Below are 21,311 nucleotides of genomic sequence, written 5' to 3'. Positions count from 1 at the left end.
AGGGTTTGATCCCGCAACGCTTTTGATTCCCGGCCTACCTGTATCGATTTCGTTCCATAAAAATGACAAAAATCCTACTATACTTAGACAAGTAATTGATTATTAAGGATTTTTAGTAGCTGGCCGCATTATTGCTAAGGGAATTCCAACCTTAAGAGCGCGGAGCCTACCGCGCCCAACGCCCCCTGCTTCCCGAGGAATTCCCATGAGCGAGTTGCGTTTCACCGAAGATCACGAATGGCTGCGCGTCGAAACTGACGGCAGCGTCACCGTGGGCATCACCGCCTACGCCCAGAACGCCCTTGGCGACGTGGTCTATGTGCAACTGCCGGAGCTGCAGCAGTACGACAAGGGCGCCGAAGCCTCCACCGTGGAATCGGTCAAAGCCGCCAGCGGCGTGTACATGCCGCTCACCGGTGAAGTGGTCGCTGTCAATGAAGGCCTGAACGACAGCCCCGAGCTGGTCAACGAAGACCCGCTGGGCGAAGGCTGGTTCTTCCGCTTCATCCCTGCCGACATGAGCGAAGTGAACGCCCTGCTCGACCAGGACGCCTACGACCGCCTGCTCAAAGCCAACGACGACGCCTGAGGTACCGCATCATGACCATCAACCTCGGCACCGCCAACGAGTTCATCGCCCGTCACATCGGCCCGCGCGCCGCTGACGAGCAGGCCATGCTCACCACCCTGGGCTTCGACTCGCTGGAAGCGATGACCGCCGCCGTCATCCCCGACAGCATCAAGGGCACCAGCGTGCTCGGCAGCGACGACGGCCAGAGCGAGGCCGACGCCCTCGCCGCGCTGAAGGCGATTGCCAGCAAGAACCAGCTGTTCAAGAGCTACATCGGCCAGGGCTACTACAACACCCACACCCCGGCACCGATCCTGCGCAACCTCCTGGAAAACCCGGCCTGGTACACCGCCTACACCCCGTACCAACCCGAGATCTCCCAGGGCCGCCTGGAAGCGCTGCTGAACTTCCAGACCCTGATCAGCGACCTCACCGGCCTGCCGATCGCCAACGCCTCGCTGCTCGACGAAGCCACCGCCGCCGCCGAGGCCATGACCTTCTGCAAGCGCCTGTCGAAGAACAAGGCCAGCCACGCCTTCTTCGCCTCCGTGCATTGCCACCCGCAGACCCTCGACGTGCTGCGCACCCGCGCCGAGCCGCTGGGCATCGAGGTGGTGGTGGGCGACGAGCGTGAACTGGGCGACGTCAGCGCCTTCTTCGGCGCCCTGCTGCAGTACCCGGCCAGCAACGGTGACGTGTTCGACTACCGCGAAGTGGTGCAGCGCTTCCACGCCGCCGGCGCCCTGGTGGCCGTGGCCGCCGACCTGCTGGCCCTGACCCTGCTCACCCCGCCGGGCGAATTCGACGCCGACGTGGCCATCGGCAGCGCCCAGCGCTTCGGTGTGCCACTGGGCTTCGGTGGCCCGCACGCGGCCTACTTCGCCACCCGCGATGCGTTCAAGCGCGACATGCCGGGCCGCCTGGTCGGCGTATCGATCGACCGCTTCGGCAAGAGCGCCCTGCGCCTGGCCATGCAGACCCGCGAGCAGCACATCCGCCGCGAGAAGGCCACCAGCAACATCTGCACCGCCCAGGTGCTGCTCGCCAACATCGCCAGCATGTACGCCGTGTACCACGGCCCAGCCGGCCTCAAGCGGATCGCCGAACGCACCCACGCGCTGACCGCGATCCTCGCTACCGGCCTGACCAAGCTGGGCATCAAGGTCGTCACCGGCGATTTCTTCGACACCCTGACCCTGGCCACGGGAGAGAGCACCAGCGCACTGCACGACAAGGCACGCGCCCAAGGCATCAACCTTCGCCAGGTCGACGCCGCCCAGCTGGGCCTGTCGCTGGACGAAACCAGCACCCAGGCCGATGTCGAGGCCCTGTGGCAGCTGTTCGCCGACGGCCAGGCCATCCCTGACTTCACCGCCCTGGCCAACACCATCGCCGTGCGCCTGCCGGCCGGCCTGCTGCGCCAGTCGGCAATCCTCGAGCACCCGGTGTTCAACCGCTATCACAGCGAAACCGAGCTGATGCGCTACCTGCGCCGTCTGGCCGACAAGGACCTGGCGCTGGACCGCAGCATGATCCCGCTGGGTTCGTGCACCATGAAGCTCAACGCCGCCAGCGAGATGATCCCGGTGACCTGGGCCGAGTTCGGCAACCTGCACCCGTTCGCCCCGGCCGAGCAGAGCCAGGGTTACCTGCAGATGACTACCGAGCTGGAAGCCATGCTCTGCGCCGCCACCGGCTATGACGCCGTGTCGCTGCAGCCCAACGCCGGCTCCCAAGGCGAGTACGCCGGCCTGTTGGCGATCCGCGCCTACCACCGCAGCCGCGGCGACAGCCACCGCGACATCTGCCTGATCCCGTCCTCGGCCCACGGCACCAACCCCGCCACCGCGCACATGGCCGGCATGCGCGTGGTGGTCACCGCCTGCGACGCCCGTGGCAACGTCGACATCGACGACCTGCGCGCCAAGGCCATCGAGCACCGTGAGCGCCTGGCGGCGATCATGATCACCTACCCGTCGACCCACGGCGTGTTCGAGGAAGCCATCGGCGAGATCTGCGCGATCATCCATGACAACGGCGGCCAGGTGTACATCGACGGCGCCAACATGAACGCCATGGTCGGCCTGTGCGCCCCGGGCAAGTTCGGCGGCGACGTCTCGCACCTGAACCTGCACAAGACCTTCTGCATCCCCCACGGCGGTGGCGGCCCGGGCGTCGGCCCGATCGGCGTCAAGTCGCACCTGGCGCCGTTCCTGCCCGGTCACGCCGCCCTGGAAAACACCCAGGGCGCGGTCTGTGCCGCACCCTTCGGCAGCGCCAGCATCCTGCCGATCACCTGGATGTACATTCGCATGATGGGTGGCGCCGGTCTCAAGCGCGCCTCGCAGATGGCGATCCTCAACGCCAACTACATCGCCCGCCGCCTGGAAGAGCACTATCCTGTGCTGTACACCGGTGGCAACGGCCTGGTGGCGCATGAGTGCATCCTCGACCTGCGTCCGCTCAAGGACACCAGCGGCATCAGCGTCGACGACGTGGCCAAGCGCCTGATCGACTTCGGCTTCCACGCCCCGACCATGTCCTTCCCGGTGGCCGGCACGCTGATGATCGAACCGACCGAAAGCGAGTCCAAAGAGGAACTGGACCGCTTCTGCAACGCGATGATCCAGATCCGCGAGGAGATTCGCGCCGTCGAGAACGGCAGCCTGGACAAGGACGACAACCCGCTGAAGAACGCCCCGCACACCGCGGCGGAGCTGGCCGGCGAATGGACCCACGGCTATAGCCGCGAGCAGGCGGTGTACCCGCTGCCGAGCCTGGTGGAAGGCAAGTACTGGCCACCGGTGGGCCGCGTCGACAACGTGTTCGGCGACCGCAACCTGGTCTGCGCCTGCCCGTCGATCGAGAGCTATCAGGACGTCTGATAGCTCTTCCATGTAGGAGTGAGCCTGTGGGAGCAGGCTTTGTGGGAGCGGGCTTGCCCCGCGATTTGCGGTATCGGCCCTATCGCGGGGCAAGCCCGCTCCCACGCAGTCCACTCCCGCGCATGCCGACTCACCCAGGAGGTTGCACCATGTCCCTGAGCGTCTTCGACCTGTTCAAGATCGGCATCGGCCCCTCCAGCTCGCACACGGTCGGGCCGATGCGTGCCGCCGCGCGCTTTGCCGAAGGCCTGCGCCGTGATGGCCTGCTGGCCGGTACGGCCACGGTCAAGGCCGAGCTGTACGGCTCGCTCGGCGCCACCGGCAAGGGCCACGGCAGCGACAAGGCCGTGCTGCTGGGCCTGGAAGGCGAACACCCCGATACCGTCGACACCGAGTCCATCCCAGCCCGTTTGCAGGCGATCCGCGACAGCGGCCACCTGCGCCTGCTCGGCGAGCACGAAATCGTCTTCGTCGAGAAGCAGCACCTGGCGATGATCCGCAAGCCGCTGGACTTTCACCCCAACGGCATGATCTTCCGTGCCTTCGACCAGGCCGGGCTGCAGATCCGCAGCCGCGAGTACTACTCGGTGGGGGGCGGCTTCGTGGTCGACGAGGACGCGGCGGGCCATGACCGCATCGTCGAAGACAGCACCGTGCTGCCCTACCCGTTCAAGACCGGCAAGGAACTGCTCGGCCATTGCACCGCGCAGCACCTGTCGTTCAGCCAGGTGATGCTGGCCAACGAAGCCGCCTGGCGCCCGGAAGCCGAGACCCGTGCCGGCCTGCTGCGCATCTGGCAGGTGATGCAGGACTGCGTCGAGGCCGGCTGCCGCCACGAGGGCATCCTGCCCGGCGGGCTCAAGGTCAAGCGCCGGGCGCCGGCACTGTATCGCCAGCTCAGCCGCCATCCGGAGGCGAGCCTGCGTGATGCGCTGTCGGTGCTCGACTGGGTCAACCTTTATGCCCTGGCGGTGAACGAGGAAAACGCCTACGGCGGCCGCGTGGTCACCGCACCGACCAACGGCGCGGCCGGCATCGTCCCGGCGGTGCTGCACTACTACATGCGCTTCGTCCCCGGTGCCAATGAGGACGGCGTGGTGCGCTTCCTGCTCACCGCGGCGGCGATTGGCATCCTCTACAAGGAAAACGCCTCGATCTCCGGCGCCGAGGTCGGCTGCCAGGGCGAGGTCGGCGTGGCCTGCTCGATGGCCGCCGGCGCCCTGTGCGAAGTGATGGGGGGTACCCCGCAGCAGGTGGAAAACGCCGCCGAGATCGGCATGGAACACAACCTGGGCCTTACCTGCGACCCCATCGGCGGGCTGGTGCAGGTGCCCTGTATCGAGCGCAACGCCATGGGCTCGGTGAAGGCGATCAACGCGGTGCGCATGGCCCTGCGCGGCGACGGGCAGCATTACGTCTCACTCGACAAGGTCATCCGCACGATGCGCCAGACCGGCGCCGACATGAAAAGCAAATACAAGGAGACCGCCCGCGGCGGTCTGGCCGTCAACATCATCGAATGTTGACCCGAACAAAAACGAGGAGTCACCGATGTCCGAAACACTGCACAAGACCCCACTGCACGCCCTGCACCTGGAGCTGGGAGCACGCATGGTGCCCTTCGCCGGCTACGACATGCCGGTACAGTACCCGCTGGGCGTGCTCAAGGAGCACCTGCATACCCGCGAGCAGGCCGGCCTGTTCGACGTCTCGCACATGGGTCAGATCATCCTGCGCGGCAGCGACGCCGCCCGTGCCCTGGAAACCCTGGTGCCGGTGGACATCGTCGACCTGCCGGTGGGCATGCAGCGCTATGCCATGTTCACCAATGCCGAGGGCGGCATCCTCGACGACCTGATGGTCGCCAACCTGGGTGACGACACCCTGTTCCTGGTGGTCAACGCCGCCTGCAAGGACCAGGACCTGGCGCACCTGCGCAAACATATCGGTGATCGCTGCGAGATCCAGCCACTGTTCGAGCAGCGCGCCCTGCTCGCCCTGCAAGGCCCGGCGGCGGTCAAGGTGCTGGAGCGCCTGGCTCCGGAAGTGACCGGCATGACCTTCATGCAGTTCCGCCCGGTCAGCCTGCTCGGCAACGACTGCTTCGTCAGCCGCTCGGGCTACACCGGCGAGGACGGCTACGAGATCTCGGTGCCGGCCGCCGCCGCCGAAGCCCTGGCCCGCCGCTTGCTGGCCGAGCCCGAGGTCCAGCCGATCGGCCTGGGCGCGCGCGACTCGCTGCGCCTGGAAGCTGGCCTGTGCCTGTACGGCCACGACATGGACACCACCACCACCCCGATCGAGGCCAGCCTGCTGTGGGCCATCTCCAAGGTGCGCCGCGCCGATGGCACCCGCGCGGGCGGCTTCCCTGGCGCCGACACCGTGTTCGCCCAGCAACAGGCTGGCGTGGCGCGCAAGCGGGTCGGCCTGCTTCCCCAGGAACGCACGCCTGTGCGTGAGGGCGCGCAGATCGTCGACCAGGCTGGCAAGGTGGTCGGCGAAGTGTGCAGCGGCGGCTTCGGTCCGACGCTCGGCGCGCCCGTGGCCATGGGCTATGTCGATACCGAACATGCGGCCCTCGACACGGCGTTGTTTGCCGTCGTCCGTGGCAAGCAAGTTGCCCTGAAAGTCAGCAAAATGCCTTTCGTGGCACAACGTTACTACCGTGGCTGAATGAGTGGATTGGACGGGTTCGACATATTCGTTTTCGAACCTGTCCAATAACTTCTGAACATAGCGCCAGCCCAGGCGCCACGCCGTTTCCGACAAATCGTTCGGTTATCGGGAAAACCCCGATTTTCACCCGCTGGAAGGGCTTGTTTTTCGCTCGGCAGTTGGCGTAGAGTCATCGCACTGTGTTTGCATGGGTCGCAACAGTTCGTGACCTGGGCCAGTAGCCGCAATCTGCTACAACCCGTTCGACGTCTCTTACTTTCCTGCAACCCAGCCCGGTAATCTTTCGCTTACAAAATGATGCGAAAGTAACTGTCATTAAAATTGAGTTTCATAGGAAGAAAGACAATGTCGACTCGTCAGAGCGGTACCGTCAAGTGGTTTAACGACGAAAAAGGTTACGGCTTCATCACCCCAGAAAGCGGTGCTGATCTGTTTGTTCACTTCCGTGCCATCGAAGGCAACGGCTTCAAGAGCCTGAAAGAAGGCCAGAAAGTCACCTTCGAAGCCGTGCAAGGCCAGAAAGGCCTGCAGGCTGACAAAGTTCAGGTTGTCGCATAAGCGATTACCCGACTCAAAAAGCCCCTGCCAAGTGCAGGGGTTTTTTTTTGCCCGTAGAATGGCGGCCTCGCCATTCGGAGCCGTACTGCATGTCCAAGTCCCTGCTCTCACCCCAGGGTGATTTCCCCCCCGCCGGCCTGGGTCGCCGGCTGGCGGCGATGTTCTATGACTTCCTGCTGTGCACCGCCCTGCTGATCGTCACCGCCGGCGCCTACAAGATGATCCAGATGGCGATCATCGGCGAGGCGCGCATGCGTGAGCTGACAGAAGCCGGCGCGCTGGATGGCGACCCGCTGCTGTCGACGATCCTGCTGTTCGCCCTGTTCGGCTTCTTCGCCAAGTTCTGGACCCATGGCGGCCAGACCCTGGGCATGCAGGTGTGGGGAGTACGCGTGCAGAACGCCGACGGCAGCGCCATCAGCCTGTGGCAGGCGCTGCTGCGCTTTCTGGTATCCATCGCCTCGTGGCTGTGCCTGGGGCTGGGGTTCTTCTGGTCGTTGATCGACAAGCGCCAGCGTAGCTGGCACGACATTTACTCCGAGACACAGCTGGTGCGCTTGCCCAAGCGCAAGAAGTAGCCTGGGCGGGCATCATCGTCATGTTGTGCACAAAAAAGCCGACCCAAGGGTCGGCTTCTTTGTGTGGCTCAGGCCATCAACCCGCCCGGCGCATCAACCACAATCCGGCCAGCGCGCAGATCCCAGCGGGGATCACCACTGCCAGCAACGGCGGGAAGCCGAACACCTGGCTCGATGGCCCCAGCAGGTCCCCGGCGATGCGGAACACGAAGCCCACCAGCACGCCGGTGAACACGCGCTGACCCAGGGTCACGGAACGCAACGGGCCGAAGATGAACGAGATCGCCATCAATACCAGCGCCGCGGTGACCATCGGCTGCAGGACCTTGGTCCAGAACGCCAGCCAGTAGCGCGAGTTGTTCAGCCCCTGGTCGGCCAGGTAGTGGATGTAGTCCCACAGCCCGGTGATCGACAGCGACTCTGGCGCCAGCACCACGGTATTGAGCAGCTCCGGCGTCACCGAGACGTCCCACACTTCCTCGGGGCTCTTGACCACTTCGGTGTGGTCGCCGCGGAAGTAGGTGGTGGAGACATCGTTGAGCATCCACTTGCCTTCGACGTACTGCGCCCGACGGGCGAAGCTGGAGGTCTGGATCTTGCGCTCGGCGTCGAAGCGGTAGCGGGTCACGCCCAGCAGCAGGCCATTGGGCTGCACCGAGTTGATGTGCACGAACTCCTCGCCCTGGCGGTGCCACATACCGCGCTTGGAGCTTTGCGCCTCGCCACCGCCCTGGGCCAACGAACGGTCGGCCTGGGCCTTGTTCTCGGTTACCGGGGCCACGTACTCGCCGATCAGCAGGCCGACCAGCATCAGCACCAGCATCGGCTTCATCACCGCCCAGACGATGCGACCGATGGACACACCGGCGGCGCGCATGATGGTCAGTTCGCTGCTGCTGGCCAGGCTGCCCAAGCCGATCAGGCAGCCGATCAGGGCCGCCATCGGCAGCATGTCGTAGAGCCGCCGAGGGGCGGTCAGCAGGACGAAGCTGCCAGCGTCCAGGAAGGTGTAGGTCGCGCTCAGGTCATTCAGTTCGTCGATCAGGGCAAACAGCGACGCCAGGCCGAGGATGATGCCGAGCACGGCGACGATCGCCAACAGCACGCTCTTGCCGATGTAGCGGTCCAGTTTAACCACGGGCCACCTCCGCACGACGGGCAGCGCGCTTGAGACGCAGCGGCTCCCAGTACATCAGCGCCAGGCCGATCAGCAGGAACAGGCCATGGACCCACCACATGCCCAGCGAGATGGGCAGCTTGCCCTTCTCCAGGGCGCTACGCACGGAAATCAGCATCGTCAGATAGGCCATGTACAAAAGGATCGCCGGCAGCAGCTTGAGGAAGCGGCCCTGGCGTGGGTTGACACGCGACAGCGGCACCGCCAGCAACGTCACGACGAACACCAGCAGTGGCAGCGACAGGCGCCATTGCAGCTCGGCACGCTCGCGAATGCCTTCCTGCCCGAACAGTTCGGAAGTCGGGATCGCTTCGCGCTCGGTGACTTCCTCGGCGACTTCCGGCTTGGGCAGCAGCACGCCGTAGGTGTCGTACTTGATTGCCCGGTAGTCGGCCTGGCCTGGGTTGCCGTCGTAACGGTAGCCGTTCTCCAGTACCAGGTAACGGTTTCCGTCGGCCTGCACTTCCTGGTGGCCCTTTTCGGCGACCAGCACCGAAGGCGCGCGGTCCTTGGTCTTGTCCTGGTTGAAGCGTTTCTCGGAGATGAACACCCCGCCGAGCTTGATGCGGTCATCGGACAACTGCTCGGTGTAGGTCACCCGGGAGCCGTCGCGCAAGGTCTGGAAACGGCCCGGCACCAGGGTGTCGAACTCGGTCAGGGCATCCTGCTGGGCGATGATCTTCTGCACCTGGGCAACGCCCAGGGGCGCCAGGCTCAGGCTCAGCCAGGCGACCAAGAGGGCCACCAGCGCCGCCGGCACCATGGTCACGGTCAGCAGGCGTTGCTGGCTCATGCCGGTGGCCGACAGCACGGTCATCTCGCTTTCGAGATAGAGCCGGCCATAGGCGAGCAGGATGCCGAGGAACAGCCCCAGCGGCAGGATCAGTTGCAGGAAGCCCGGCAGGCGGAACCCCATGATCATGAACAGCACGCTTGGATCGAGCGCGCCCTGGGCCGCCTGGGCCAGGTATTTGATGAAGCGCCCGCTCATGATGATCACCAGCAGCACGGCGCTGACGGCGCTCAAGGTCACCAGGACCTCGCGGGACAGATAACGAAAGACGATCAAACCAGACACTCCTGGGTTGTCAGGGGCGGACAGCCAAACGAACGATTCGGACAGCCAAGACCAATGCCGGTTCGCCAAGGCGAACCTCCATGTAAAAGTGCGCGCATTATCCTGTGATTGACCGCGCCTGTCACTTGGCCACGCAGCATGGCGCATATCGGGGTTGTCATTGTGCTCGCGGCAGGCTCAAACTGGCAGCTTTTCCGCTGGCAGGCATCGCCCGCCAGCCGCGTGTTCCGAGCGCCTGCACAAGACAGCGCCCACTGACAGACAGATCATTCGGGGACCCCAGACATGGAATTGGTTGTAAAGAGCGTAGCCGCTGTATCCGTCAAGACCGCGACCTTGGTCGTACCCGTCGGTGAAGGGCGCAAGCTCGGCGCCACCGCCAAGGCCGTCGACCAGGCCAGCGAAGGCGCGATCAGCGCGCTGCTCAAGCGTGGCGACTTGGCCGGCAAGCCGGGCCAGACCCTGCTGCTGCACAGCTTGCCGGGCCTGAAGGCCGAGCGCGTGCTGCTGGTCGGCAGCGGCAAGGACGAAGCCCTCGGCGATCGCGCCTGGCGCAAGCTGGTCGCCAGTGTTGCCGGCGTACTCAAGGGACTGGGCGGCAGCGACGCCGTGCTGGCCCTGGACGACATCGCCGTCACCGGCCGCGACGGCCACTACGGCAAGTACCGCCTGCTGGCCGAGACCCTGCTCGACGGCAACTACGTGTTCGACCGCTACAAGAGCCAGAAGGCCGAACCCCGCGCCATCAAGAAAGTCACCCTGCTCACCGCCAAGGCTGGCCAGGCCGAGGCCGAGCGCGCCGTCAAGCACGCCAGCGCCATCGCCACCGGCATGGCCTTCACCCGCGACCTGGGCAACCTGCCGCCGAATGTCTGCCACCCGAGCTTCCTCGCCGAGCAGGCCAAGGACCTGGGCAAGGCACACAAAGGCCTCAAGGTCGAGGTGCTGGACGAGAAGAAGATCAAGGACCTGGGCATGGGCGCGTTCTACGCCGTGGGCCAGGGCAGCGACCAGCCGCCGCGGCTGATCGTGCTCAACTACCAGGGCGGCAAGAAGAGCGAGAAACCGTTCGTGCTGGTCGGCAAGGGCATTACCTTCGACACCGGCGGCATCAGCCTCAAGCCCGGCGCCGGCATGGACGAGATGAAATACGACATGTGCGGCGCCGCCAGCGTGTTCGGCACCCTGCGCGCCGTGCTCGAGCTGCAACTGCCGATCAACCTGGTGTGCCTGCTGGCCTGCGCCGAGAACATGCCGAGCGGCGGCGCCACCCGTCCGGGTGACATCGTCACCACCATGAGCGGGCAGACCGTCGAGATCCTCAACACCGACGCCGAAGGCCGCCTGGTGCTGTGCGATACCCTCACCTACGCCGAGCGCTTCAAGCCACAGGCGGTGATCGACATCGCCACCCTGACCGGCGCCTGCATCGTCGCCCTGGGCAGCCACACCTCGGGCCTGATGGGCAACGACGACGCGCTGGTCGGCCAACTGCTGGACGCCGGCAAGCGTGCCGACGACCGCGCCTGGCAGCTGCCGTTGTTCGACGAGTACCAGGAGCAACTGGACAGCCCGTTCGCCGACATTGCCAACATCGGTGGGCCGAAGGCCGGCACCATCACCGCCGGCTGCTTCCTGTCGCGCTTCGCCAAGGCCTACCACTGGGCGCACCTGGACATCGCCGGCACCGCCTGGATCAGCGGCGGCAAGGACAAGGGCGCCTCGGGTCGTCCGGTGCCACTGCTCACCCAGTACCTGCTGGACCGCGCCGGCGCCTGATGGCGCAAGATCGGTGGCGCCCCGCGCGCCACCGGTCGGCACTGAACGATCATGAGCAAAGTCGATTTCTACATCCTGCCCAGCGACTCGCTGTCGGTGCGGCTGGATTTCGCCTGCAAGCTGTGTGAAAAGGCCTGGCGCCTCGGCCACCGGATCTACCTGCACTGCCAGGACGAGGCGCAACGCAGCGAGCTCGACCTGCGCCTGTGGCAGTTCAAGGGCGAGGCCTTCGTGCCCCACGACCACGCCGAACAGCACCCGGACGCCATTGTCGCGCTGGGTGTCGGCACTGATGCCGGCGAACACCGTGACCTGCTGATCAACCTGGGCGGCGATGTTCCCGCCTTCGTCGGCCAGTTCGAGCGGGTCGCCGAGATCGTCGTCGAGGAACCGGCCATCCGCCTGGCCGCCCGCGAGCGATTCCGTTTCTACCGCGAACAGGGCTATGCTCTGCAAGATCACCGCTTACAGCGACTCTGACGACGATGGACAAGCAGCTGAACTCCCTGACCCATTCCGCCCACCTGCTCGACGACCTCGAGTCGATCCGCGAGCTGCTGGGCGACGCCGACCTGCAACCGCCGCTGCTGACCGAGACGGTGGAGCAGATTCCCCTGTTGCTGGACGAACCTGCCGGCGCGACGCCACCGGTTGTCGAAGCCGAGCCCGCCAAAGCGCCTGAAGAGGATGCCCAGACCCGCCGCCAGGACACCCTGCTGCACCTGGACGCCGAACTGCGCGCCGCCGCGCAACTGATCATGCAGGACGTGATCAACGACTTTACCCCGCACATCGAGACCGAAATCAAGCGTCGCCTCGATGCACGGCTGGAGCGGTTGCTCAAGCGCTCCGAGTAACCATTCGTCCGGATCGCGGGGCAAGCCCGCTCCCACGACAACACGTGGGAGCGGGCTTGCCCCGCGATGGGCGCTACACCTGTCTTGAAGCGCGCAGCTTGGTTATACTTCCCGGCTTTCCCGAATTAATGCCTAAGGGTCCCGCCGCGCATGGATAAGACCTACCAGCCGCACGCCATCGAAACTTCCTGGTACAACACCTGGGAGTCCGAGAACTATTTCGCTCCACAAGGTGCAGGCGAGTCCTACACCATCATGATCCCGCCACCGAACGTGACCGGCAGCCTGCACATGGGCCACGGTTTCAACAACGCGATCATGGACGCGCTGATTCGTTTCCGCCGCATGCAGGGTCGCGACACCCTGTGGCAACCGGGCACCGACCACGCCGGTATCGCCACCCAGATGCTGGTGGAGCGCCAGCTCGAGGCCAAGGGCCAGAACCGTCACGACCTCGGTCGTGAGAAGTTCCTGGAGAAGGTCTGGGAGTGGAAGGATCAATCGGGCGGCAACATCAGCCGCCAGATCCGCCGCCTGGGCTCGTCGGTGGACTGGAGCCGCGAACGCTTCACCATGGACGACGGCCTGTCGGAAGCGGTCAAAGAGGCTTTCGTGCGCCTGCACGAGGACGGCCTGATCTACCGCGGCAAGCGCCTGGTCAACTGGGACACCAAGCTGCACACGGCGATTTCCGACCTCGAAGTGGAGAACCACGACGAGAAGGGCCACCTGTGGAACCTGCGCTACCCGCTGGCCGACGGCGCCAAGACCGCCGAAGGCAAGGACCACCTGGTGGTCGCCACCACCCGTCCGGAAACCCTGCTCGGTGACGTCGCCGTCGCCGTCAACCCGACCGACGAGCGCTACCAGGCGCTGATCGGCAAGTTCGTCGAACTGCCGCTGGTCGGCCGCCGCATCCCGATCGTCGCCGACGACTACTGCGACCCCGAGTTCGGCACCGGCTGCGTGAAGATCACCCCGGCCCACGACTTCAACGACTATGAGGTCGGCAAGCGCCACAACCTGCCGCTGCTCAATATCTTCGACAAGAACGCCACCGTGCTGGCCGCCGTGCAGGCGTTCAACCTCGACGGCAGCGTCAACGAAGGTATCGACACCTCGCTGCCAGCCCAGTACGCCGGCCTCGACCGCTTCGTCGCGCGCAAGCAGATGGTCGCCGACCTGGACGCCCAGGGCCTGCTGGTCAGCATCGACGACCACGCCCTGAAGGTCCCGAAGGGCGACCGTTCCGGCACCGTCATCGAGCCGTGGCTGACCGACCAGTGGTATGTCTCCACCAAGCCGCTGGCCGAGCCTGCCATTGCCGCCGTGGAAGACGGCCGCATCCAGTTCGTGCCCAAGCAGTACGAGAACATGTACTTCTCCTGGATGCGTGACATCCAGGACTGGTGCATCAGCCGCCAGCTGTGGTGGGGCCATCGCATCCCGGCCTGGTACGACGAGGCCGGCCAGGTCTACGTCGGCCGCGACGAGGCCGAAGTGCGCGCCAAGCACAACCTGGGCAGCGAGGTAAAACTGCGTCAGGACGACGACGTGCTCGACACCTGGTTCAGCTCGGGCCTGTGGACCTTCTCCACCCTGGGCTGGCCGGAACAGACCGAGTTCCTGAAGAAATTCCACTCCACCGACGTGCTGGTCACCGGCTTTGACATCATCTTCTTCTGGGTCGCCCGGATGATCATGCTGACGATGCACCTGATCAAGAACGAGGACGGCACCCCGCAGGTACCGTTCAAGACCGTCTATGTGCACGGCCTGGTCCGCGACGGCCAGGGCCAGAAGATGTCCAAGTCCAAGGGCAACGTCCTCGACCCGCTGGACATCGTCGACGGTATCACCCTCGACGCCCTGCTGGAAAAACGCACCAGCGGCATGATGCAGCCCAAGCTTGCCGAGAAGATCGCCAAGCAGACCAAGGCCGAGTTCCCCGAAGGCATCGCCAGCTACGGCACCGACGCCCTGCGCTTCACCTTCTGCTCGCTGGCCTCCACCGGTCGTGACATCAAGTTCGACATGGGCCGCGTCGAAGGCTACCGCAACTTCTGCAACAAGATCTGGAACGCCGCCCGCTACGTGCTGGACAAGGGCGAGGACTGCGGCCAGAACGGCGAGGCCTACGAGCTGTCGCTGGCCGACCGCTGGATCATCTCGCAGCTGCAGCGCACCGAAGCCGAGGTTACCCGTCAGCTCGAGCAATTCCGCTTCGACCTGGCCAGCCAGGCCCTGTACGAGTTCATCTGGAACCAGTACTGCGACTGGTACCTGGAGCTGTCCAAGCCGGTGCTGTGGGACGAGAACGCCCCGGTCGAGCGCGCCCGTGGCACCCGTCGCACCCTGGTGCGCGTGCTGGAAGTCGCCCTGCGCCTGGCGCACCCGTTCATGCCGTTCATCACCGAAGAGATCTGGCAGCGCATCGCGCCGCTGGCCGGCATCGAAGGCAAGACCATCATGCTGCAGCCATGGCCTGAAGCGAATGAAAGCCGCATCGACGCCGCCGCCGAAGGCGACATCGAGTGGCTCAAGGAGCTGATGGTGGGCCTGCGCAACATCCGCGCCGAGATGAACATCGGCCCGGGCAAGCCGCTGCCGCTGTTCCTGAAGAACGCCAACGCCGACGACCAGCGTCGCCTGCAGGAAAACGAAGCCCTGCTGAAGAAACTGGCCAAGGTCGAGTCGTTCACCGTGCTCGGTGAGCAGGACGAAGCGCCGCTGTCGGCCACCGCGCTGGTGGGTGACCTGCAGGTGCTGGTGCCGATGGCCGGCCTGATCGACAAGGACGCCGAACTTGCGCGCCTGAGCAAGGAGATCCAGCGCCTGCAGGGCGAGGTCCAGCGCGTGGGTGGCAAGCTGTCCAACGCCGCCTTCGTCGACAAGGCACCGCCTGCGGTGATCGAGAAGGAACGCGCCAAGCTGGCCGAGTCGGAGCAGGCCCTGGCCAACTTCACCGAGCAGCATGCGCGGATTGCGGCGCTGTAACAACCTGATAGACCGCTGGGGCCGCGTTGCGGCCCTTTCGCGACACAAGGCCGCTCCCACAGGACGGCGCCAGCTTGAAAGGCGCCACTATCCTGTGGGAGCGGCCTTGTGTCGCGAAAGGGCTGCAAAGCAGCCCCAGGGCCTGCAACACCGGATCCGACCATGACCAACAAACCCACCCTGCATCCGCGCAATCGCCACCAGGGCCGCTACGACTTCCCCGCCCTGATCAAGGCGCACCCGGACCTGGCCCGCTTCACCATCACCAACCCCTACGGCAAGCCCAGCATCGATTTTGCCAACCCCGAGGCCGTGCGGGTGTTCAACCGCGCCCTGCTCAAGACCCAGTACGGCATCCAGCACTGGGACATCCCGACCGACTACCTGTGCCCGCCGATCCCCGGCCGCGCCGACTACATCCATGTGCTGGCCGACCTACTGGGCGAAGACAACGGCGGCGAAATCCCCCGCGGCGCCCAGGTGCGCGCCCTGGATATCGGCGTCGGCGCCAACTGCATCTACCCCCTGCTCGGCCACAGCGACTACCGCTGGCGCTTCACCGGCTCCGACATCGACGGCGTGGCCCTGGCCTCGGCCAAGGCCATCGTCCAGGCCAACAAGCTCGACAAGGCCATCAGCCTGCGCCAGCAAGCGCAGCCCAGGCACATCCTCAGTGGCTTGCTGCAGGCCGACGAACGCTTCGACGTCACCCTGTGCAACCCGCCGTTCCACGCCTCCCGCGAGGAAGCCACCCGCGGCAGCCAGCGCAAGTGGAAGAATCTCGGCAAGCAGGACCCCAAGCGCAAGCTGCCAGTGCTGAACTTTGGCGGACAGAACAACGAACTGTGGTGCGAAGGTGGCGAGATCCGCTTTGTCAGCCAACTGGTCGCTGAAAGCGTGCAGTACGCGGCCCAGGTGCTGTGGTTCACCAGCCTGGTGTCCAAGGCCAGCAACCTGCCGGGCATCGAGGCGGCCTTGAAGAAGGCCGGGGTGAAGACCGTGCGCATCGTCGAGATGGGCCAGGGGCAGAAGCAGAGCCGCATGATCGCCTGGAGCTTCCAGGACGACAGCGCACGCCAGCAATGGCATGCCGCGCGCAAATCATAGGCATGAAAAAACCGCGCCCGGGCAAGCCGGGCGCGGTTTCGTCAACGCATCAACAATTACTTGTTGATCGAGTCGGTCAGCACTTTGGCTGGAACGAACTTGACGACTTTCTTGGCAGCGATTTCGATGGCAGCGCCAGTCGAAGGGTTGCGGCCGGTACGGGCAGGACGCTCGGAGACTTTCAGCTTGCCGATGCCTGGCAGGGTGATTTCGGCGCCGTTTTCCAGTTGGTCGGCAACGATCTGGCCCAGTTGCTCCAGAGCAGCGCGCGCGGTGGTTTTCGGCGCGTCGATGGATTCAGCGATGTCGGCAATCAGTTGGTCTTTGGTCAGTGCCATGGTGGTGTTCCTTCCCTATCAAATCAGAGGTTGTGCAGCATGCTAGGTCGGTGGTCGGGCCAGCCCGGGACAATCCAGAGGCCGCGTCGATCGCGTATGTAGATACGCAAATCGGCGTTTGGTTCGACACCGCGCAAGCGATCTGCCAGCAATGCGCCACCCAAGGGGCGCAAGACCGCGCAAAGCTACCACAGGAATCGAGAAATATCCGCTGCCGACATTGATTTTGTGCAGGTTTTTCGGGGGTTTTCGGAAAAATCGCAAAAAAATGAACAAAAAACGAACAACCGCCATTTGTGCCAATATCTGGCCACTGCATCGCCCCCGCCCTGAGGTAAACTGAGCGACTTTTGCAGCGCGGCTTTTCACCGCTCAGACCACCGAGAATTCCATGCCAATCCGTCATTGCATCGTTCACCTGATCGACAAGAAGCCCGATGGCAGCCCCGCCGTGCTCCATGCGCGCGACAGCGAACTGGCAGCCTCCGACGCCATCGAGAACCTGCTGGCCGACCTCAACGACAGCTACAACGCCAAGCAAGGCAAAGCCTGGGGCTTTTTCCATGGCGAGTCCGGCGCCTACCCGTTCAGCGGCTGGCTCAAGCAGTACCTGGATGAGGAAAAGGACTTCGCCGCCTTCAGCCGCGTCGCCGTCGAGCACCTGCAGAAGCTGATGGAAGAGTCCAACCTTTCCACCGGTGGCCACGTGCTGTTCGCCCATTACCAGCAGGGCATGACCGAGTACCTGGCCATCGCCCTGCTGCACCACAGCGAAGGCGTGGCGGTGAACGCCGAACTCGACGTCACACCGTCGCGCCACCTGGACCTGGGCCAGTTGCACCTGGCGGCGCGGGTCAACCTGTCCGAGTGGAAGAACAACCAAAACTCCAAGCAGTACATCTCGTTCATCAAGGGCAAGAACGGCAAGAAGGTCTCGGATTATTTCCGCGACTTCATCGGCTGCCAGGAAGGCGTCGACGGCCCGGGTGAAACCCGCACCCTGCTCAAGGCCTTCAGCGACTTCGTCGAGAAAGAAGACCTGCCGGAAGAGTCTGCCCGGGAAAAAACCCAGACCCTGGTCGACTACGCCACCACCCAGACCAAGCTGGGCGAGCCGGTGACGCTGGAGGAACTCTCCAGTCTGATCGACGAGGACCGCCCCGAGGCGTTCTACGACCATATCCGCAACAGCGACTACGGGCTGTCGCCGGAGATTCCGGCCGACAAACGTACCCTCAACCAGTTCCGCCGCTTTACCGGGCGTGCCGAGGGGTTGTCGATCAGCTTCGAGGCGCATTTGCTGGGCTCGAAGGTGGAGTATGACGAAGAGGCTGGGACGCTGGTGATCAAGGGCTTGCCGACGCAATTGATCGACCAGCTGAAGCGGCGCAAGGACTGAAATCGCCGGGGCGCGTTGCGCCCCTTTCGCGCCCCACAGGCGATCACGTTTCCCTGTGGGAGCGGCCTTGCGTCGCGAAAGGGCAGCAAATCAGTCCCAGCGATCTATCATGACCACGGACGAAACCCGCCCCACCGTCGGCGAGACCACTACCCCCCGAATCCGGCATAGGACGCCACCAACGCCTCCTTCGCCGCCTTGCGCAGCTTCTTCACCAACCGCTCCTGGCGCAACGCCTCGCCCTTGTCCGGCCACTGCTCCACATACACCAGCGCCTGCGCCGGGCTGGTCTTGAAATAACGTGCGCCCTGCCCTTTCTGATGCTTGATGAAGCGCCGCTGCGGATCATCGCTGATACCGCAGTACAACGAGCCATTGGCGGCACGCACCAGGTAGACGTACCAGGGTTTGCAGTCGGGGGAAGGCGCTGTTTCGCTCACGGCTCGGTTCGGTGCAACGGAAGAAGGTCGTCAGCTTAACGCCTCAACGCGCCTGCTGGAATGCGCGAAGCCCCTTGAATGCCTGCTGGCGCACCTTGTTCTGCAACATCGGCGTCCAGCCCAGCAGCACACCCGGCATGCCCAGCGCCTGACGCGCCCAACGCCACAGGTCGAAGGTATCGTCGTGCTGGCAGATCAGCCCGTCGCGGATCACGAAGCGCGCCTGGATATCGTTGACCACCACCCGCCCGGTCTGGCTGAACAGGTAGGTCGCCACCCAGTGCGCGCCATCGCTGCGCACGTCGTCGAAGGTCAGGGTGAAGTCCTTGGCGCGGGCGGTGAGCATCCGCCACATGTCACCCGCGTCACGCCCGCGCAGGGTGCCGAAGACCGGATCGCTGAAGACGATGTCTTCGCTGTAGCAGGCCACCATGGCCTCGGCGTCCAGGCGCTGGAAGGCCTGGTAGAAACGGGTGATCAGGGCGCTGCTGGCATCGCTCATGGACTGTTCCTGCGCTAGGTGCGAAACCCGCAAGATACTGCCTGGATGCCAGCAACACCATGCCCATTCGCGTCGTGAATGACGATCACGGATCAAGCCAGAGCCTCAAACGTGCTCGCTGCTGACCTGCACATGCAGCGCCCGCCCGGCGCCGAGACCGAACAGGATCGCCCCGACGCCCAGCACCGCGAAGATCCAGCCCACCGCGCTCCAGCCACCGGTCAGATCATGCACCAGCCCTACTGCGAATGGCCCCATGGATGCCAGCGTGTAGCCCACGCCCTGGGCCATGCTCGACAGGTTCGCCGCCACATGGGCGTCCTTGGAGCGCAGCACGATCAGGGTCAGTGCCAGGGCGAAGGTGCCGCCCTGCCCCAGCCCGAGCAGGATCGCCCAGCCCCACAGCCCCTCGATCGGCGCATACAGGCAACCGAACAGCCCGCCCAGGGTCACCAGCATCACCACCACGATGGCCAGGCGCTGGTCCTTGCCCCGCGTGGCCAGCCAGGGCGCGCTCAGGGAGCTGATCAGTTGCACGATCACCGAGCCGGACAACACCAGCCCCGCCTCGGTCGGGCTCAGCCCGCGGCCGATCAGGATCGAAGGCAGCCAGCCGAACACGATATAGGCCAGCGATGACTGCAGGCCCATGTAAAGCGTCACCTGCCAGGCCAGCGGATCGCGCCACAGCCCGCGCACGCGGTAGGCCACCTTGTGCACGCCATGGCCCTGACGGGACTGGGGCAGCCAGACCAGCATCGCCAGCAAGGCAGGCAGCAGCCAGAAGCCCAGCCCCAGCGCCCAGCTGTCATCGAAGTGGCGGGTCAAGGGCACCGTGGCCCCGGCGGCCATCGCGGCGCCCAGGCACAGCGCCATGGTGTAGACGCCGGTCAGGGTACCGGCGTGCTGGGGGAAGTCGCGCTTGACGATACCTGGCAGCAGCACGCCGATGATGCCGATGCTCGCCCCCGCCATCAGGCTGCCGAGGAACACGCCAGTGGCGCCCAGGGTGCTGCGCACCAGGATGCCCAGCGCCAGGGTCAGCAGGATGCCGAAGATCACCCGCTCGCTGCCGAATCGTCGCGCCAGGATCGGCGCCAGCGGCGCGAACAGCCCCAGGCACAGTACCGGCAAGGTAGTCAGCAGCCCGGCTTGCGATGCGCTGAGCCCCAGCCCTTCGGATACCTGACCGAGCACCGGCGACATGCTCGACAGCGCCGGGCGCAGGTTCAGCGCCACCAGCACCAGGCCCAGCAGCAACAGCCAGGGCCTGCGCAGCACCACGGGCTGTTGCTGGACCTGCTCGTCGTCGGCTTCGGCGTCGATCAGCAGTTCATCGAGCTCCGCCTCGCGGGGAGCGGTGTTGCGGGTCAGTTGTTCGGCCATGGCCTTCTCGTTGTCAGGATTCGATGAGTGTCCGGCTCAGGTGCTTGGCCCGTTCCGGATCGCGTTGTTCGAGGGCGTCGAGGATCTGCCCGTGCAGGTCGAACACGGCCTGGCAACGGGGGACGCTGGTCATGTTGTGCTGCAGGGCGGCGCGGACCACGCTGGAGAAGTAGCGGTACAGCTCGCTCAGGGCGGGGTTGTGGGCGGCGTCCACCAGGCGCTGGTGGAACACCAGGTCGCATTCGACGTAGGCGTCGACATCGCCATGGAAATGCCGCGCGCTGTGTTCCAGGGCCTCGCGCAGGGCCTGCAGGTCGGTGTCGGTGCGGCGCACGGCGGCCAGGCCGATGGCTTCTGCTTCAAGAATATGGCGGGTTTCGCGGGCGTGTTCGACTGCGCAGCGGGACATGACCTGCACGGCCTGCAAGGGGTCCACGGCGGTACGCAGGTAGCTGCCGTCGCCCTGGCGGATTTCTACCAGGCCGCTGAAGGCCAGGACGCGCATGGCCTCGCGGACGGTGTTGCGGCTGATGCCCAGGTCGCTGGCCAGCTCCGGTTCGGTGGGCAGGCGCTGGCCTATCGACCAGGTGCCCTTGGCGATGCGGTCGCGGAGCTGGTCTACGGCTTGTTCTACCAGGGAGCGTTTGATGAGCGGGGTCACGAGGTGGGTACGTCCAGTCATCGGATGAATTTGCTTGGGGTTGGACGATAGCGGCTGATGGGGGATTGGGCAAGGAAGTGGGTGGGTCTGGGTCTGGGTCTGGGTCTGGGTCTGGGTCTGGGTCTGGGTCTGGGTCTGGGTCTGGGTCTGGGTCTGGGTCTGGCGCTTCAGGGTGTGGGTTTTGAAATTTTCATGCGCATTCGTAGACGATATCGACATTTAGTCACCTTTCCGCCCTTACGGCGGGTTACTTAATGAGATGGTCACCCCGGCACCCTGCGAGGCGTACGCTTTCGCAGGGTGCTTTTACTTCGGAGACCGT

Annotated in this window: 19 protein-coding genes; 12 read left to right on the top strand and 7 right to left on the bottom strand. The window is 64.9% G+C overall.

Going from position 1 to position 21,311, the window contains the following annotated elements:
• The first annotated feature begins 205 nt into the window (after nt 1-205).
• The 6 genes from gcvH to AC25MA_RS18290 all read left to right on the top strand — a co-directional run bounded on the left by gcvH (nt 206) and on the right by AC25MA_RS18290 (nt 7,268).
• Nucleotides 206-589 (top strand): glycine cleavage system protein GcvH, encoded by a 384-nt coding sequence (gcvH, locus tag AC25MA_RS18315; protein WP_028691988.1) that lies wholly within the window; start codon nt 206-208, stop codon nt 587-589.
• A gap of 11 nt (nt 590-600) precedes the next feature.
• A complete protein-coding gene (gene gcvP, locus AC25MA_RS18310; protein WP_028691989.1) occupies nt 601-3,456 on the top strand; it encodes an aminomethyl-transferring glycine dehydrogenase in 2,856 nt (951 codons plus the stop codon).
• A gap of 149 nt (nt 3,457-3,605) precedes the next feature.
• Complete coding sequence (locus AC25MA_RS18305; protein ID WP_486972277.1) at nt 3,606-4,982, top strand: L-serine ammonia-lyase; 1,377 nt, start codon at nt 3,606-3,608, stop codon at nt 4,980-4,982.
• A gap of 25 nt (nt 4,983-5,007) precedes the next feature.
• Complete coding sequence (gene gcvT / locus AC25MA_RS18300) at nt 5,008-6,129, top strand: glycine cleavage system aminomethyltransferase GcvT (RefSeq protein WP_069016405.1); 1,122 nt, start codon at nt 5,008-5,010, stop codon at nt 6,127-6,129.
• Nucleotides 6,130-6,477: 348 nt separating this feature from the next.
• The gene (locus AC25MA_RS18295; RefSeq protein WP_062575042.1) at nt 6,478-6,690 is read left to right on the top strand and encodes a cold-shock protein; all 213 of its coding nucleotides are present in this window, start codon (nt 6,478-6,480) and stop codon (nt 6,688-6,690) included.
• Between the two features lie 89 nt (nt 6,691-6,779).
• The gene (locus AC25MA_RS18290; RefSeq protein ID WP_062575043.1) at nt 6,780-7,268 is read left to right on the top strand and encodes an RDD family protein; all 489 of its coding nucleotides are present in this window, start codon (nt 6,780-6,782) and stop codon (nt 7,266-7,268) included.
• 76 nt (nt 7,269-7,344) lie between these two features.
• Here the strand turns inward: AC25MA_RS18290 and lptG are convergent, their stop codons facing one another.
• Together lptG and lptF are read right to left on the bottom strand one after the other, a co-directional pair.
• Nucleotides 7,345-8,406 carry an LPS export ABC transporter permease LptG gene (gene lptG / locus AC25MA_RS18285; protein WP_062575044.1) on the bottom strand — a complete coding sequence of 354 codons (1,062 nt, stop codon included), beginning with the start codon at nt 8,404-8,406 and terminating at the stop codon, nt 7,345-7,347.
• A complete protein-coding gene (lptF, locus tag AC25MA_RS18280; protein WP_062360416.1) occupies nt 8,399-9,514 on the bottom strand; it encodes an LPS export ABC transporter permease LptF in 1,116 nt (371 codons plus the stop codon). Before lptF ends, lptG begins: the two co-directional genes overlap by 8 nt.
• A gap of 294 nt (nt 9,515-9,808) precedes the next feature.
• Between lptF and AC25MA_RS18275 the strand changes: the two genes are divergently transcribed.
• The 5 genes from AC25MA_RS18275 to rlmF all read left to right on the top strand — a co-directional run bounded on the left by AC25MA_RS18275 (nt 9,809) and on the right by rlmF (nt 16,263).
• Nucleotides 9,809-11,302, top strand: coding sequence for a leucyl aminopeptidase (locus AC25MA_RS18275; RefSeq protein WP_028691996.1), 1,494 nt, complete (start codon nt 9,809-9,811; stop codon nt 11,300-11,302).
• 51 nt (nt 11,303-11,353) lie between these two features.
• Entirely contained in the window at nt 11,354-11,782 is a 429-nt protein-coding gene (locus tag AC25MA_RS18270; protein WP_028691997.1) for a DNA polymerase III subunit chi, read from the top strand.
• A gap of 5 nt (nt 11,783-11,787) precedes the next feature.
• Nucleotides 11,788-12,159 (top strand): hypothetical protein, encoded by a 372-nt coding sequence (locus tag AC25MA_RS18265; RefSeq protein ID WP_062360410.1) that lies wholly within the window; start codon nt 11,788-11,790, stop codon nt 12,157-12,159.
• 150 nt (nt 12,160-12,309) lie between these two features.
• Nucleotides 12,310-15,156 (top strand): valine--tRNA ligase, encoded by a 2,847-nt coding sequence (locus AC25MA_RS18260; RefSeq protein WP_062360408.1) that lies wholly within the window; start codon nt 12,310-12,312, stop codon nt 15,154-15,156.
• 162 nt (nt 15,157-15,318) lie between these two features.
• Nucleotides 15,319-16,263: a 23S rRNA (adenine(1618)-N(6))-methyltransferase RlmF gene (rlmF, locus tag AC25MA_RS18255; RefSeq protein ID WP_486972276.1), complete on the top strand. Its 945-nt coding sequence runs from the start codon at nt 15,319-15,321 to the stop codon at nt 16,261-16,263.
• Nucleotides 16,264-16,319: 56 nt separating this feature from the next.
• Here rlmF and AC25MA_RS18250 read toward each other — a convergent pair whose 3' ends face one another.
• Entirely contained in the window at nt 16,320-16,601 is a 282-nt protein-coding gene (locus AC25MA_RS18250) for an HU family DNA-binding protein (RefSeq protein WP_011535502.1), read from the bottom strand.
• Between the two features lie 391 nt (nt 16,602-16,992).
• Here AC25MA_RS18250 and yejK point away from each other — a divergent pair, with 391 nt between their 5' ends.
• Nucleotides 16,993-18,000, top strand: coding sequence for a nucleoid-associated protein YejK (gene yejK / locus AC25MA_RS18245; RefSeq protein ID WP_062360406.1), 1,008 nt, complete (start codon nt 16,993-16,995; stop codon nt 17,998-18,000).
• A 149-nt stretch (nt 18,001-18,149) separates the two neighbouring features.
• On the opposite strand, the gene AC25MA_RS18240 is transcribed toward yejK, so the two are convergent.
• From AC25MA_RS18240 to AC25MA_RS18225, 4 genes are all read right to left on the bottom strand, one after another.
• Nucleotides 18,150-18,440 (bottom strand): GIY-YIG nuclease family protein, encoded by a 291-nt coding sequence (locus AC25MA_RS18240; protein WP_028692002.1) that lies wholly within the window; start codon nt 18,438-18,440, stop codon nt 18,150-18,152.
• A gap of 43 nt (nt 18,441-18,483) precedes the next feature.
• Nucleotides 18,484-18,942 (bottom strand): nuclear transport factor 2 family protein, encoded by a 459-nt coding sequence (locus AC25MA_RS18235; protein ID WP_028692003.1) that lies wholly within the window; start codon nt 18,940-18,942, stop codon nt 18,484-18,486.
• Nucleotides 18,943-19,047: 105 nt separating this feature from the next.
• Complete coding sequence (locus tag AC25MA_RS18230; protein ID WP_028692004.1) at nt 19,048-20,328, bottom strand: CynX/NimT family MFS transporter; 1,281 nt, start codon at nt 20,326-20,328, stop codon at nt 19,048-19,050.
• Between the two features lie 13 nt (nt 20,329-20,341).
• Nucleotides 20,342-21,010 carry a FadR/GntR family transcriptional regulator gene (locus tag AC25MA_RS18225; protein WP_062360402.1) on the bottom strand — a complete coding sequence of 223 codons (669 nt, stop codon included), beginning with the start codon at nt 21,008-21,010 and terminating at the stop codon, nt 20,342-20,344.
• Nucleotides 21,011-21,311 lie beyond the last annotated feature (301 nt).

This window comes from Pseudomonas sp. P65(2024), assembly GCF_057480955.1.
The sequence above is the reverse complement of the archived record's forward strand: the minus strand, read 5'-3'. Positions and strand labels throughout refer to the sequence as shown.

Bases quoted from the DNA above. Each gene is read 5' to 3' on its own strand.
- gcvH (WP_028691988.1), top strand. From the start codon at position 206: ATGAGCGAGTTGCGTTTCACCGAAGATCACGAATGGCTGCGCGTCGAA.
- gcvP (WP_028691989.1), top strand. From the start codon at position 601: ATGACCATCAACCTCGGCACCGCCAACGAGTTCATCGCCCGTCACATC.
- AC25MA_RS18305 (WP_486972277.1), top strand. From the start codon at position 3,606: ATGTCCCTGAGCGTCTTCGACCTGTTCAAGATCGGCATCGGCCCCTCC.
- gcvT (WP_069016405.1), top strand. From the start codon at position 5,008: ATGTCCGAAACACTGCACAAGACCCCACTGCACGCCCTGCACCTGGAG.
- AC25MA_RS18295 (WP_062575042.1), top strand. From the start codon at position 6,478: ATGTCGACTCGTCAGAGCGGTACCGTCAAGTGGTTTAACGACGAAAAA.
- AC25MA_RS18290 (WP_062575043.1), top strand. From the start codon at position 6,780: ATGTCCAAGTCCCTGCTCTCACCCCAGGGTGATTTCCCCCCCGCCGGC.
- AC25MA_RS18275 (WP_028691996.1), top strand. From the start codon at position 9,809: ATGGAATTGGTTGTAAAGAGCGTAGCCGCTGTATCCGTCAAGACCGCG.
- AC25MA_RS18270 (WP_028691997.1), top strand. From the start codon at position 11,354: ATGAGCAAAGTCGATTTCTACATCCTGCCCAGCGACTCGCTGTCGGTG.
- AC25MA_RS18265 (WP_062360410.1), top strand. From the start codon at position 11,788: ATGGACAAGCAGCTGAACTCCCTGACCCATTCCGCCCACCTGCTCGAC.
- AC25MA_RS18260 (WP_062360408.1), top strand. From the start codon at position 12,310: ATGGATAAGACCTACCAGCCGCACGCCATCGAAACTTCCTGGTACAAC.
- rlmF (WP_486972276.1), top strand. From the start codon at position 15,319: ATGACCAACAAACCCACCCTGCATCCGCGCAATCGCCACCAGGGCCGC.
- AC25MA_RS18250 (WP_011535502.1), bottom strand. From the start codon at position 16,601: ATGGCACTGACCAAAGACCAACTGATTGCCGACATCGCTGAATCCATC.
- yejK (WP_062360406.1), top strand. From the start codon at position 16,993: ATGCCAATCCGTCATTGCATCGTTCACCTGATCGACAAGAAGCCCGAT.
- AC25MA_RS18235 (WP_028692003.1), bottom strand. From the start codon at position 18,942: ATGAGCGATGCCAGCAGCGCCCTGATCACCCGTTTCTACCAGGCCTTC.
- AC25MA_RS18230 (WP_028692004.1), bottom strand. From the start codon at position 20,328: ATGGCCGAACAACTGACCCGCAACACCGCTCCCCGCGAGGCGGAGCTC.
- AC25MA_RS18225 (WP_062360402.1), bottom strand. From the start codon at position 21,010: ATGACTGGACGTACCCACCTCGTGACCCCGCTCATCAAACGCTCCCTG.